The sequence below is a fragment of the Methylobacillus gramineus genome (assembly GCF_020532675.1).
Lineage (GTDB): Bacteria > Pseudomonadota > Gammaproteobacteria > Burkholderiales > Methylophilaceae > Methylobacillus > Methylobacillus gramineus.
On sequence record NZ_JAJAVE010000001.1, the window covers coordinates 674,248 to 687,303 of the forward strand.

At 47.1% G+C, this 13,056-nt stretch carries 13 protein-coding genes and 1 tRNA gene; 5 read left to right on the forward strand and 9 right to left on the reverse strand.

What is annotated here, in order from left to right; genetic code table 11:
* Nucleotides 1-11: 11 nt before the first annotated feature.
* The 3 genes from LG201_RS03160 to LG201_RS03170 all read right to left on the reverse strand — a co-directional run bounded on the left by LG201_RS03160 (nt 12) and on the right by LG201_RS03170 (nt 2,968).
* Complete coding sequence (locus LG201_RS03160) at nt 12-458, reverse strand: response regulator (RefSeq protein WP_226770724.1); 447 nt, start codon at nt 456-458, stop codon at nt 12-14.
* Nucleotides 459-461: 3 nt separating this feature from the next.
* Nucleotides 462-1,826: a sensor histidine kinase gene (locus LG201_RS03165; protein WP_226770725.1), complete on the reverse strand. Its 1,365-nt coding sequence runs from the start codon at nt 1,824-1,826 to the stop codon at nt 462-464.
* 1,052 nt (nt 1,827-2,878) lie between these two features.
* Nucleotides 2,879-2,968 (reverse strand) — tRNA-Ser (locus LG201_RS03170).
* Between the two features lie 354 nt (nt 2,969-3,322).
* On the opposite strand from LG201_RS03170, the gene LG201_RS03175 reads away from it, so the two are divergent.
* The 3 genes from LG201_RS03175 (at nt 3,323) to ykgO (ending at nt 5,158) form a co-directional block, all read left to right on the forward strand.
* The gene (locus LG201_RS03175) at nt 3,323-3,850 is read left to right on the forward strand and encodes a glutathione peroxidase (protein WP_226770726.1); all 528 of its coding nucleotides are present in this window, start codon (nt 3,323-3,325) and stop codon (nt 3,848-3,850) included.
* 88 nt (nt 3,851-3,938) lie between these two features.
* Complete coding sequence (locus LG201_RS03180; RefSeq protein WP_226770727.1) at nt 3,939-4,937, forward strand: serine/threonine protein kinase; 999 nt, start codon at nt 3,939-3,941, stop codon at nt 4,935-4,937.
* Between the two features lie 95 nt (nt 4,938-5,032).
* Nucleotides 5,033-5,158, forward strand: a complete 126-nt coding sequence (ykgO, locus tag LG201_RS03185; RefSeq protein ID WP_226770728.1) for a type B 50S ribosomal protein L36 — start codon at nt 5,033-5,035, stop codon at nt 5,156-5,158.
* A gap of 70 nt (nt 5,159-5,228) precedes the next feature.
* On the opposite strand, the gene LG201_RS03190 is transcribed toward ykgO, so the two are convergent.
* Complete coding sequence (locus LG201_RS03190) at nt 5,229-6,431, reverse strand: CynX/NimT family MFS transporter (protein WP_226770729.1); 1,203 nt, start codon at nt 6,429-6,431, stop codon at nt 5,229-5,231.
* 140 nt (nt 6,432-6,571) lie between these two features.
* Between LG201_RS03190 and LG201_RS03195 the strand changes: the two genes are divergently transcribed.
* Together LG201_RS03195 and LG201_RS03200 are read left to right on the forward strand one after the other, a co-directional pair.
* Entirely contained in the window at nt 6,572-6,865 is a 294-nt protein-coding gene (locus tag LG201_RS03195) for a hypothetical protein (protein ID WP_226770730.1), read from the forward strand.
* A 55-nt stretch (nt 6,866-6,920) separates the two neighbouring features.
* Complete coding sequence (locus tag LG201_RS03200; RefSeq protein WP_226770731.1) at nt 6,921-7,445, forward strand: hypothetical protein; 525 nt, start codon at nt 6,921-6,923, stop codon at nt 7,443-7,445.
* Between the two features lie 78 nt (nt 7,446-7,523).
* Here LG201_RS03200 and cyoE read toward each other — a convergent pair whose 3' ends face one another.
* The 5 genes from cyoE to cyoA are packed head-to-tail and all read right to left on the reverse strand — an operon-like array spanning nt 7,524 to nt 12,282.
* Complete coding sequence (gene cyoE, locus LG201_RS03205; protein WP_226770732.1) at nt 7,524-8,447, reverse strand: heme o synthase; 924 nt, start codon at nt 8,445-8,447, stop codon at nt 7,524-7,526.
* A 12-nt stretch (nt 8,448-8,459) separates the two neighbouring features.
* Complete coding sequence (locus LG201_RS03210; RefSeq protein ID WP_226770733.1) at nt 8,460-8,792, reverse strand: cytochrome o ubiquinol oxidase subunit IV; 333 nt, start codon at nt 8,790-8,792, stop codon at nt 8,460-8,462.
* Complete coding sequence (locus tag LG201_RS03215) at nt 8,793-9,410, reverse strand: cytochrome o ubiquinol oxidase subunit III (RefSeq protein WP_226770734.1); 618 nt, start codon at nt 9,408-9,410, stop codon at nt 8,793-8,795. It lies immediately after the preceding gene.
* A 2-nt stretch (nt 9,411-9,412) separates the two neighbouring features.
* Nucleotides 9,413-11,392, reverse strand: a complete 1,980-nt coding sequence (gene cyoB / locus LG201_RS03220) for a cytochrome o ubiquinol oxidase subunit I (protein ID WP_226770735.1) — start codon at nt 11,390-11,392, stop codon at nt 9,413-9,415.
* A 2-nt stretch (nt 11,393-11,394) separates the two neighbouring features.
* Nucleotides 11,395-12,282, reverse strand: a complete 888-nt coding sequence (cyoA, locus tag LG201_RS03225) for a ubiquinol oxidase subunit II (RefSeq protein WP_226770736.1) — start codon at nt 12,280-12,282, stop codon at nt 11,395-11,397.
* Nucleotides 12,283-13,056 lie beyond the last annotated feature (774 nt).

A 13,056-nucleotide genomic window follows, 5' to 3' on the forward strand; every position in this document is an offset into this window, starting at 1 on the left:
AAAGTTCTTCTCTACATCATTAAAGGTGTTTTATTCATGATGGTCCAATAACATCCGGCTTTGGCCACCTCTTCTACAAACCGGTCAAACTCTACGGGTTTGACCAGGTAGCTGTTCACACCTAACTGATAGCTTTTAACAATATCCTGCTCCTCTGCGCTGGATGTGAGCATTACGACGGGAATATGCTTGGTCGCATCAAGGGATTTAATGGTTTGCAACACTTCTAGACCATCCACTTTGGGCATTTTTAAGTCCAGCAATATCAGCTTGGGCTCATCCGAGGCGCGATTGGCATATGTGCCAGCGCGTAAGAGATAATCAAGGGCCTCCTGGCCATTGACCACCCAGATGACTTTATTGGTGAGCCCAATTTTCTTTAATGCGCGTTTAGTTATTTCTGCATCTGTAGGGCTATCTTCAGCTAACAGTATGGTGACCTCTTGCATCTGATCCATGATTTACATCCTCCCGGGTAAGCTGAAACTAAAAGCACTGCCTTGCTCCAATATACTGGTGGCGGTGACACTGCCGCCGTGCCTCACAATAATTCTTTGCACGATAGCTAACCCCACCCCTGTGCCTGGAAACTCCTCACTGGTATGCAACCTTTGAAATACGCCAAATAGCTTATGGGCATAGGTCATATCAAAGCCAACGCCATTGTCTGTAATGGTGTATAAAACCTGATTGTTAGCATGCTCTGATGTCACCGATATGATAGGCATGGCCTTGGGGCTGCTGTATTTCAATGCATTTGAGAGCAGGTTTAATAACACCTGCTTGATTAATGCTTTATCCCCTTGGCTGGGCAGGGAGACTTGATTGTTAAATTGCACATCGGGATGCTTGTTTTCAGCATTTACTTCCTTCCATGCTTCGTTTGCAAGCGCGCGTATGTCTATTTCTTCCAGCACAAGCTCTTTACGGCCAGATCGCGCAAAATTCAGCAAATCATCAATCAGTTGCCCCATTTTTTTACTATTGACTCTAACGACTTCAAGCAGTCTTAATCCTTCTTGATCCAATATGTCTGAATAGTCTTCCTCCAGCATGCGCGAGTAGCCATCAATGGCTCGGAGAGGGGAGCGCAAATCATGAGAGACGGAGTAACTGAAACTTTCAAGTTCCTTATTCGTGACCTGAAGCTGGGCTGCCACCTGTTCAGCCTCGCGTTGGGCGAGCATTCTTTTTTTGACTTCTTTAATAATGACGATGAAAGAGGACATCAGCAAAATAACAACAGTTAAATTGCCAAAGACAATCCATGACAGAGTTGACGACGCTTCTCTTTCAGCGACTTTTGCTCTGTCTGCAAGTAATCGTTGTTGCCTGAAGGAGATATCCCCTACCAGGTTTCTAATGTTGTCCATGATCGCCTTGCCACTTTCCAGGGACTCAGTAAAACCAGGATGATTAAATAGCTGTCCTTCTTGACGCTGGCGATCAATATTCACTTTCAGGTGATCAAGGCGTTGCAAAATCAAGTCACTAATGGTGTTGATTGCCTCAACATCTGCCTGGTCTTGTGCCGATAAATCTTGGAGCTGCTTGATTTGACGCGGCAGGTTAATGACAGCCTTGTTGTAAGGGGCAAGAAACAGATCATTATTGCTGAGCAGGTAACCCCGTTGCCCGGTTTCGGCATCCTTCAGTTCAGATAACACGGTATTGAGCTGAAGGATGACCTGATAGGTATGGTCAACCCAGCGCGAGCTGGCCAGGAATTGGTTGGTGCGGTTGTAGGTGATGTAAGACAGGCTCAATAGTAATGTCAATGCCAATAATAAACCGGCTAAAGTTAACCAACTTTTATTGGGATTCACGATTAAAAGCCTTATTAATTAATTGGATATAGTTATTTTTAAAAGGGCATTGTTGTTATTCAGTTTTATTTGAAGTTCCTATTGAAGGAAGAGGCTTGTGAGTATGGGTTCTCCTAGCCAATGTCTGCGTCAAATATGTAGATATGTTTCATTTTTTTCATATTAAAGTCAATTGCTTTTATTTATTAAACAGATGGATGATGCATTTCAACTGATTTACGCAATGCATGTGTGATAGATGACGAGGTGGAAATTAAGCCCAATTACCCTAAATTTTAAGAGAAATACTATTCAAAATGCATACAGGATGCGATGTAGTCACGCGATTGATGTGCGCAGCCTAGAGTGGTGGATGCATAGGTGGCAGAGTGTCTGGAAAATGAATTAGCCGGGCTTACTAGCGTAATCGCCTAGCCCTGGTAAAGTGATTGTGAGCCTACTCTTATTGATTTATTCACTTTAAGGCATAACCTCCGCCCACAACCATTGCCCAATACCCATTAGGCATATGAATAAAATGGCAAGCAATAGCACGCCCCGGATGATCCAGTCAGGTTTCTTTCCCATTGTTTGTTTTTCTTATGATTGGTATTTGTTGATTTAGATATCTGACATTCGCCAGATTGGCGCAGCATATATCATGAAGATATATATTTGCTATGTGAAATGACATACGAGAGCGGAGTATTGACAGAGTTTTTGTGGAACGAAAAAAATAGCCAGTTTTGCAGTTGGTTTTGCAATTATCAAGGCAATCTGTAATTTATTACTCAGTTGAGTAATAAGGTGCACCACGAGGCAGACTAAAGAGGTAAGTTTGATAACTTACATTGAAAAGTTACCCTAATCAGATGGGACTTAGTATGAAATTATTCAGGTATTGAGGGAGCGGTTATGCTGTTTTCCCTAAGATACACAATTTGCAGGTAATTAAGAAAAAACACGAAGGTATGCGGCAAGTTAGACTATATTGATTTGTTACAAAAATGCTAACAGTGACTTGATACCCCAAAAATGCAAAAACCCCGTAGGATCGGGGTTCTAAGCATTAGTGGCGGAGAGGGAGGGATTCGAACCCTCGACAGAGTTACCCCTGTGCCACCTTTCCAGGGTGGTGACTTAAGCCGCTCATCCACCTCTCCGCGAATGGAGGCCGGATTATATATCAAGTTTTTCCACAAAACCAAGTATTTTGCAGAATTCCCTTAATTTGTAGACGCAATAGCGGACAGCTTTTGTAGTGTACTTTTTGCTAGGTGCTATTAATGCGGGAGCTGGGTAGATCATTGACGATCAATATATATTGCTGTTGTTAAGCGTCATTGTCATGGATTTTGCTTGTCTGAGGTTTTCTCATGTGCTGGACTGATTGACATTAGCAGGTTGAAAGGACGCTGTATTCTCAGCGAGCGGTTAATCAAACATGCGAAAGTAAGAACATTTGTACGATTGCCCGGTCATAACTTGCAGGATTGTTAATCAGGGGTAGTGTTGAGATGAAGTTTCTTCTGCTTGCGGTATTTGGATTAGTGCTGAGTCAGCAGGCAATGGCAGCATGTAGTGGCGTATATACTCATAAAATCAATACTTTGCAGGGTAATAAGGTTGATCTGTGCCAGTATCAGAATGTGCCGATTCTGGTGGTGAATACAGCTAGTAAATGTGGATTCTCTCCACAGTTTGAGAAGCTGGAAGCGCTCTCTGAACAATACAAAGGCAAGCTGTTGGTGCTTGGGTTTCCTTCCAATGATTTCCAGCAAGAGCTGAGCACGAATAAGGAAATAGGGGATTTTTGCAAGCAAACGTATGACGTGAAATTCCCGATGGCGCTTAAAAGCTCAGTGGTTGGAGCTGATGCCAATCCGCTTTATAAAAAATTGAAGGCACTGACACATGAGGCACCCATGTGGAATTTTCATAAATACCTGATATTGCCTAATGCGGAAGAGGTCTATGCCTACAGTAGTGATGTGAGTCCCGATGCTCCCACCATCATGCATCACCTCAAACCATATTTAAAGTAGATTGTTTGGTTATGTGATTAAATTTTTGATTTTATTAAATCTAATACAATTTATCTAGGGGCTTGACATGGCGTTGTAGAATAATGGCATGTCTACTAACTCAGCTCCTTTCTCTAGTCTTACTCCCGATCTCATTCTTGATGCCATCAGCAGCGTCGATATGATGGGAGACGGTCGTCTTCTTGCGCTCAATAGCTACGAAAACCGGGTTTACCAGGTAGGAATAGAGGATGCCCCTGCGGTCATTGTAAAGTTCTATCGGCCCCAGCGCTGGAGTGACGCGCAAATCATGGAAGAGCATGAGTTCTCCTTGCGTTTGGCTGAGGCAGAGATTCCCGTGGTAGCCCCCCTGGTGATTGGAGGTCACAGCCTGCAGCAGTATGGCGATTTCAAGTTTGCGGTATTTCCCAGGCGTGGTGGCCGCATTCCAGAGCTGGATCAGGAGGGGCGGTTGGAATGGATAGGGCGTTTTCTTGGCCGTATTCATGCGATAGGGGCGCTTGAGCCATTCCAGCATAGACCAGTCATTGATATTGCCAGTTTTGGTGAGGAGCCTGCAGCCTGGTTATTGGCAAACAAGTTCATTCCCGCAGATTTAGAGCCTGCTTATCGCAGCGTTGTCGAGCAGGCATTGGAAGGTGTGCGGCAGTGTTATGCCAGGGCTGGTAAAGTCAGCAGCCTGCGCTTGCATGGTGATTGCCATCTGAGCAATTTATTATGGACGGATGACGGACCACATTTTGTGGATTTTGATGATAGCCGGACTGGCCCTGCCATACAGGATTTATGGATGCTGCTGTCAGGTGACAGGGCCGAAATGAATATGCAGCTCGGAGAGCTACTTGAAGGCTATGAATGTTTTCATGATTTCAATCCTGCCGAATTGCATCTGGTTGAGGCATTGCGCACCTTGCGGCTGATCCATTATTCCGCCTGGATTGCGCGGCGTTGGGATGATCCGGCATTCCCGATGACCTTTACCTGGTTCAATACCCAGAAATACTGGCAGGACAGGATACTGGAGCTAAGGGAGCAAATTGCCTTGATGGAGGAGCCACCACTCAGTGTGCCGAGTGGTAATAGTTAGGTAGGAGAATGATGTTTGATGAATAAATTGCAACAATGTTGCAATTTTAGGGTGAAAGATGGATAATCTTCTCATTCTCAATATGAGGTTTATCTATGAAAATCCTTTCTTCATTGAAGTCTGCTAAAGCGCGTCACCGTGACTGCAAGATTGTGCGCCGCCATGGCAAGGTGTTTGTGATCTGCAAGACCAATCCCCGTTTCAAGGCTCGCCAGAAATAAGCCTGTCAAGACGAGGTTGGCCAAAAGGGAAAGCATGCTTTCCCTTTTTTATGTCAGTGATCTGGGGGTGTTATTTTCTTTCAAGCACAAAGCGGTTGGCACCAGCTTGAATACCAAAATATATTCCTGCGAGCGTGATAGCGGAAAATAACCAGCCTATGCTCTGCCAACTGCCAGTATATTCATGTATAAGTCCCATGAAGTACGGGCCAAGTGATGCCATGGTATAGCCGACTCCCTGTGACATGCCTGATAGTTGTGCAGCCATAACCGGGTTGGGAGTACGAAGCACGATCAATGATAATGCCATGGCAAATCCACCGCCCTGGCCTAATCCTAGGATGATCATCCAGAGCCAGACGCTTTCAACGGGCGCATATACCGATCCCATCAGCCCAAGGTAAATCAGGACCACCATCAGTGTCATGATGAGCTTTTGGTCGTGTAGAAATGATGATATCCAGGGCACAGCCAGTGCTGAAAACACTTGAACCATGACCGACACGGATAGATAAATGCCTGAGTCGGCAGCGGTTGCGCCGCGTTCCTGCAAAATCGACGGTAACCAGCCAAATACACCGTAGGCAAGAGAACTTTGCAATCCCATGAAGATGGTGACTTGCCAGGCTAATGAATCTCGCCATAAAGAGGTGCTGGTGTTCTCATTGGGTATTTGGCTGTACTTGCCCAGCTTGCGGAAAGGCCACCAGAGCACCGCAGCGAGTATGGCGGGCAAAGCCCAGAATGCAAGTGAGATAGTCAGGCTGTCGAAAGCATGCATCAGTGGGACGGAAAATCCAGCTGCTAGTGCAGCGCCCAGGCATAAGGTCATGGTGTATAAGCCTGTCATGACAGTGGCTTGCTGGGGGAATTCACGTTTGATAATCCCGGGTAACAGCACGCCTATCATTCCTATGCATAGCCCTGAAAGAAAAGACCCGAAAAATAGACCGCTTATGCCTAGAGTGCCGCGCAAGGCAATGCCAGTCGCAAGAAGCACTAGCAATGGAATCAGCATTCGCTCCGCAGTAAATCTCCTGGAAAAAATGGTGGCAAGTGGTGCAAAGAGTCCCAGGCAAGCGACAGGTAATGTTGTCAATATCCCAGCCTGGCTGATGCTCAAGCCGATATTGAGCCGGATATCTGTCAATATCGGAGAAATGCTGGACAAGGCAGGGCGCAGATTTACTGCCACTAGCATGATGGCCAGAATCAACAATATGCGTTGATGAAGGCTGAGATGAGGGGCGTCGGGCTGGTGTGTGGTTTTCATGGAAGGGTCAGTCCTGTCTGACGTGGATTTAGGAATGAACCGATACCGCTTCCATCTTAGACTGGTTATGGTGATTAGATAGCACTTGAATTTCATGACTGTGCATTTTAATTGCGTATTACCTAACGATGGAGGATGCCATGCGTAAATCCCTTGCAATATTCCTGGCCGGTATTTTGTACACAGTTCCCAATCTTGCAGTTTCGGCTGAAATAGATCTGGACAGTCCGCTTGCGCCAGCAGAGAAAAAACCTGTCATCAAGCCCGATATCAAACTGCCATCACCCGGCAAGGTTGATCCATCAAAAGATGGCGCTGTGCGTCCAAAAAGGCCAGAGACTAATCTAGATCGCCCAGAGGGCAGGTCTAAGGATAATGCTCCAGCTTTGGATCCTGATGCTGAACAAATAAATCGGGGCGAGCTTAATCAATAAAGTTTGAATAAAACCGGCATGGTCTACCCAATGCGCATATACAAGGAATATTTAAATGAATCAGAGCACGAACAAAGCGGTTGATTATCTGGATAGCGTTACCGGGATTTACCCTGCACTAGAGGATGCCCATGCGGTAGCCAAGCAATTAATTGCTAAAGGGATTGGCGAAGATCAGATTCAAATTGCTGCCGCGCGTACTAGCGACATAAAAAGCGATGAGGATAGTAATGAGGTGCTGAAAAATGTTGTGGTTGATAGCGCTATTGGCACCACGGTGGGTGCTGGCATTGGCGCACTGGGACAGATCGCCATTGTGGCTGCCAATGTCAGCCTGTTTGTTGCCAGTCCCATCATGGCGCCTTTGGCGATGATAGGGTGGGGTGCGATGGTAGGTGGTTTTATAGGCGCTGCAAACGGCATCTCCAATCAGGATAGATACTTCTCCGACTTGGTGCAGGATGCGGTGAATCAGGGTAATTCCGTCCTGATTGCCAATACAAAAACAGAGAAGGAAACCGAGCTTGCCAGGGCCGTGATTGGAGATTCCATGCAGCTTCATGCTAAAGCAGCGGACTGAGCTGGATGAGGGAATAAACACCTTAATAAAAAAGCCGTTGCATGCAACGGCTTTTTTATTAAGGTCATGCCAGACTGTCTAATCTACCTTGATCTGCTGGGCACTTGGGGCAGAGCTTGAATGGGCGGTGAGCCACAATCCGTGCTCCTCTGGCTGCTTGAAATCAATGGACATCATGACGCTCAGTGCGGTAATGGTGACAATCGAAAACATAAACAGCTTCTTGGCCCATACTTGATCATTGCTGGTTTTATACCCTGCCAGTGCCATCCCTAGCCAGTAGATGCTAATGACACCTGCCACGATCAAATAACTATAACCGGTATAGCCACTCAAGGTTAGCATGATAGCTGCAATCACAAATGCAATGATGTAGAGCACGATATGTTTCTTGGTGGCCAGTATGCCTCTTTTTACCGGGAGTACAGGGATAGAGGCCGCGGTGTAATCCTTGAGCCGGAAAATAGCGATGGCGTAGGAGTGTGGCATTTGCCACAAGCTGAAAATTACCAGCAATATGACCGCACCCATATCAAACTCGTTACTTACTGCACAGTAACCGATGACGGGAGGCGCAGCTCCAGACAAGCTACCAATCAGCGTGCCGTAGACAGAGTTGCGCTTGAGATAAAGGCTGTAAGCACCGACATAGATGGCAAAGCCAAACAGCGATAGCCAAACGGTCAGCATATTGGTGTTGGCATACAACAAGGCAATGCCAGCCAGCCCCAATGAACAGCCATAGATAATCGCAGTATGGGCTGGGATCAGTCCTTGCACCATGACACGGTTGCGCGTCCGTTCCATCATGCTGTCTATATCACGGTCTATATAGTTGTTCAGCACACATCCAGAAGCGATGACCAGGGAAATACCAATGGCGGTTGCCAGAAGCAGGGCGAAATCAATCTCGCCCCTCGATGCCAGGAAGAAACCCCCGGCAACCGAAATCAGGTTGCCGAAGATAATACCTGGCTTGGTGATGAGTAAATATTGCTTCATCAAATTGGCTTTTTAATGCCTCATCATATTGTGGTTCAAGTGGAACATGATCCACAGTGAACCAATCACCACAATCGCGATAATCAGGATTGTGAAGATGAAGGCCATGACATTCCAGCGCTGCTCCGAGGAGTTGTTCATGTGCAGGAAGTACACCAGGTGTACGACGATCTGCACAATGGCAAGCACCAGAATGCTGGTGAGTATGACGCCAGGAGCGAGGGTGGGGAACATCACCAACGCAAATGGAATCACCGTCAGAATGACAGAAAGAATGAAGCCGATTACATATGACTTGACGCTGCCGTGGCTGGCGCCAGAGTGATCAACGTGCCCGTGTGACATTTACAGCACCCCCATCAAATAAACAACAGTAAATACGCAGATCCAGACAATATCCAGGAAGTGCCAGAACAGGCTCAGGCACATCAGGCGGGTATTGTTGGTGGTGGTCAGGCCTTTTGATGCTACCTGAGCCATCATCACAGCCATCCAGATCAAACCGCAGGTCACGTGCAAGCCATGGGTACCTACCAGCGTGAAGAAGGCAGACAGGAAGGCGCTACGGTCTGGACCAAAACCCTGGTGGATCAGGTGATGGAATTCGTTGATTTCCATCACGATGAAGCCGAGGCCGAACAGGAAGGTGACTGCCAGCCACTTGAGTACGCCTGCTTTATTACCCTTGTGCTGGGCAATCATGGCCATACCGTAAGTGATACTACTGAACAGCAGCAGGAAGGTTTCGCCGAGGACATAATCCAGTTCGAAAATATCCTTGCCTGTTGGCCCGCCGGCAAAGCTGCCGCTAAGGACTGCATAGGTCGCGAAAATAGTCGCGAACAAAATGCAGTCGGTCATCAGGTAAATCCAGAATCCAAATATCTTGGTGGACTCTGCATCATGGTGGTGCTCATGCTCCTCAGCATGAGCGTGCTGGGTATTTAAAGTTTGACTAGACATGGTTACGCCTGACTCGCTTGTTTAGCTTGAATATGTTTGTTTTCGATTGCTGCCACTTCTTCCGCTGGCACATAGTAGTCAACATCTGTGTTGTAACTACGTGCAATGAAAGTGGCCAGCATGCCAATGGTGCTGACAATAGCCAGCCACCAGATATGCCAGATCATGGCAAAACCGAATACCAAGCTGAATGCGCTGATGATCAGGCCTTCAGAAGCATTCTTCGGCATGTGGATCTTTTCATATTTGGCAGGGATATGGTCAGCACTGCCGTCCTTCTTCATTTCCCAGAATGCATCCAGTTCTTTCACTTCAGGTACTTTGGCGAAGTTATAGAACGGCGGTGGGGAAGAAGTTGACCATTCCAGCGTACGGCCACCCCATGGATCACCTGTGAGGTCACGGTTTTGATCGCGATCACGGATACTGACGTAAAGCTGCAACAGCTGGAACAGGATAGCTGCGCCCACGATGAATGCACCTACCAAGGCAATTGCCAGTAGTGGCGTCCATGCTGGATTGTCATAGTTGTTAAGGCGGCGTGTCATGCCCATGAAGCCCAATAGGTAGAGCGGCACGAAAGCAACGAAGAAACCGCTGATCCACAAATAGGCCGCGATACGGCCCAGTTTTTCATTGAGCTTGAAGCCAAATGCCTTGGGGAACCAGTAGACAAAGCCAGCCAGATAGCCAAACACCACACCACCAATAATCACATTATGGAAGTGGGCAATCAGGAACAGGCTGTTATGCAAGACAAAGTCAGCACCTGGTACCGCAAGCAGAACACCGGTCATACCACCGATAGTAAAGGTGATCAGGAAGCCAATGGTCCAGATGATTGGTGTAGAGAACTCAATGCGCCCACGGTACATTGTGAACAACCAGTTGAATATCTTTACCCCGGTCGGAATCGAGATAATCATCGTCGCAATACCAAAGAAGGCATTAACGCTGGCACCGGAACCCATAGTGAAGAAGTGATGTAGCCATACGACGAACGACAGGATGGTAATAACGGCTGTTGCCCAGACCAGAGAGGTATAGCCAAACAGTTTCTTCTTGGTGAATGTAGCAACCACTTCGGAGAATATACCGAATGCTGGCAATATCAGGATGTACACCTCTGGGTGACCCCAGATCCAGATCAGGTTGACGTACATCATTTGATTGCCACCAAGATCGTTGGTAAAGAAATGAGTACCAAGATAACGATCAAAGGTCAGCAGGGCGAGTGTCACAGTCAGCACTGGGAAAGCCGCCAGAATCAGGATGTTGGTACACAGGGCTGTCCATGTGAACACAGGCATCTTCATCAGCGTCATGCCGGGAGCGCGCATCTTGAGGATGGTCGCGAAGAAGTTGACCCCGGTTAGTAGCGTTCCCAAGCCGGAAATCTGCAAGCTCCAGATCCAGTAGTCCACACCTACGCCTGGGCTGTATTCAATGCCAGATAGTGGAGGGTAGGCCAACCAGCCAGTTTGTGCGAATTCACCAACGCCAAGGGAGATGTTGATCAGCGCAACGCCGACGACAAATAACCAGAAGCTGAGTGAGTTCAGGAAGGGAAATGCGACATCACGTGCACCGATTTGCAAGGGCACCACGATGTTCATCAGGCCTACCATGAATGGCATTGCCATGAAGAAAATCATGATGACGCCGTGTGCGGTAAATATCTGGTCATAGTGGTGCGGTGGGAGGAAACCTTCGGATCCCGCCGATGCAACAGCCAGCTGGGCCCGCATCATGATGGCGTCGGCAAAGCCGCGCAGCAGCATGATCATGGCCACGATGATATACATGATACCGATCTTCTTGTGATCAACCGAAGTAAACCATTCGGACCATAACCATTGCCATTTTTTGTAAAAAGTAAGAGCCCCGACGAGTGCGAGGCCGAGCACGCCGACCATGGCCAGCGTGATCATAACGATCGGTTCGTGATACGGAACCGCGTCCAGAGTTAATTTACCAAACATGTTTACTCCTTGCCCTTCGAATGTGAATGCGCATGCGTACCCGAAGCATGTGTGTACTTTTCAACAATAACGTCATAGAAGTTAGGCGTCACCGAAGAGAACCGTTCTATAGGGTTATTGAATGAAGCTTTTTCCAGCGAGGCGTACTTGTCGGAGTCTAGAGCAGTTGGTGATTGCTTGACCTCTTGTACCCATTCATTGAATTTTTCTTGCGAGGTCACGGTGGCATTGAATTTCATGCCGGAGAAACCATGGCCGCTGTAATTGGCAGACAGGCCGCGATAAACGCCGGGCTCATCTGCAATCAGGTGCAGCGTGTTCTTCATGCCCGCCATGGCATAGATCTGGCTGCCAAGCTGCGGAATGAAGAAGGAGTTCATGACAGTGCCGGAGGTGACTTCAAAACGTACCGGGATATTGGCAGGGAAAGCCAGTTCATTGACAGTGGCAATGCCTTGTTCCGGATAGATGAAGACCCATTTCCAGTCCAGCGATACTACCTGGATGGTCATTTGTGGCTGGTCTGAGACGATAGGCTGGCGCGGATCCAGTGCGTGGGTTGATTCCCAGGTGATATAACCCAGCACCGCAATAATCAGTACCGGGACGGTCCATACAACAATTTCAATTTTGTTGGAGTGCGACCAGTCGGGTGTATAGGTAGCATTTTTGTTGGATGCCCGATAACGCCAGGCAAATAAGATGGTCATGGCAATAACAGGAATCACCACGATTAACATCAGGAGAACTGCCGTGATGATAAGAGATTTTTCTTCTACTCCTACCTGGCCTTTTGGATCAAACAACACAAAGTCACAACCACTTAACAACAACGTGACACCTAGGGAAGACAACAGACTGAAAAGTCTTGGATATCGCTTTTTTATCATTTCAGCATCTCAAGAATGTAAAGGACTCATAACACCACCATACTTCTTAACAGGAGCTTCGTCGCTCAAACCCTAATTTACAGGCTAAATGTGGCCTTTAATCAAGTGTTGCCTCTAAGCGACATCGCGAGCCGGTTATCAATCGTCATCGTGAAATTGGTGCCACGTCAACAATTGCAATGAAGAAAGTTTGAAGGCTAAGTAACTTAAGTACTGGACATCAAGTGACTGGCCGCCCAAACCCTTATTCATTAACCCTACATTTTATACGAATATACGGTGCAGGCCCACCCAAAAAGGCAAATTCCAAGAGGCTGGATGAGAATTTTTCAATGGATTTATACAATTTGTTACAAGTGTCGCCAAAAGTTAACAAATTGTTACATTGTTGCGTGAGAGGAGCAGGGAGGGGCAAGGATGAGGAAAGATGGTTTGAGTGCTGCACGCCGGTGGCTTAAGGTTATGGATTCGGCTTACTAGGAAGCCATTTATATGAGTCTTGCCTGAGGGCGAGTCTAACCATGAGAGCTACCCGATAAGGCAATGATGTCGACTACCCAGTAACCCAGGATGGCGACCATGATGCCAATAATGAGCAGTATGATAAATTTTGCCATGTGCGCTGTGTACTTGAGATTAAGTACATTCACTATATTCAGATGCATTGAATAGTACATTCAGGGCTGTTCCGATATGACTGTCGGAGTTTCTAACTATTGAATGGCAATACCAGGGTTTACTGGCTGCACATTCGGTAGGTGCACTATTTTTTTC

Coding starts and splice junctions, on each gene's coding strand:
- LG201_RS03160 (WP_226770724.1), bottom strand. CDS start 458: ATGGATCAGATGCAAGAGGTCACCATACTGTTAGCTGAAGATAGCCCT.
- LG201_RS03175 (WP_226770726.1), top strand. CDS start 3,323: ATGAAGTTTCTTCTGCTTGCGGTATTTGGATTAGTGCTGAGTCAGCAG.
- LG201_RS03180 (WP_226770727.1), top strand. CDS start 3,939: ATGTCTACTAACTCAGCTCCTTTCTCTAGTCTTACTCCCGATCTCATT.
- ykgO (WP_226770728.1), top strand. CDS start 5,033: ATGAAAATCCTTTCTTCATTGAAGTCTGCTAAAGCGCGTCACCGTGAC.
- LG201_RS03190 (WP_226770729.1), bottom strand. CDS start 6,431: ATGAAAACCACACACCAGCCCGACGCCCCTCATCTCAGCCTTCATCAA.
- LG201_RS03195 (WP_226770730.1), top strand. CDS start 6,572: ATGCGTAAATCCCTTGCAATATTCCTGGCCGGTATTTTGTACACAGTT.
- LG201_RS03200 (WP_226770731.1), top strand. CDS start 6,921: ATGAATCAGAGCACGAACAAAGCGGTTGATTATCTGGATAGCGTTACC.
- cyoE (WP_226770732.1), bottom strand. CDS start 8,447: ATGAAGCAATATTTACTCATCACCAAGCCAGGTATTATCTTCGGCAAC.
- LG201_RS03210 (WP_226770733.1), bottom strand. CDS start 8,792: ATGTCACACGGGCACGTTGATCACTCTGGCGCCAGCCACGGCAGCGTC.
- LG201_RS03215 (WP_226770734.1), bottom strand. CDS start 9,410: ATGTCTAGTCAAACTTTAAATACCCAGCACGCTCATGCTGAGGAGCAT.
- cyoB (WP_226770735.1), bottom strand. CDS start 11,392: ATGTTTGGTAAATTAACTCTGGACGCGGTTCCGTATCACGAACCGATC.
- cyoA (WP_226770736.1), bottom strand. CDS start 12,282: ATGATAAAAAAGCGATATCCAAGACTTTTCAGTCTGTTGTCTTCCCTA.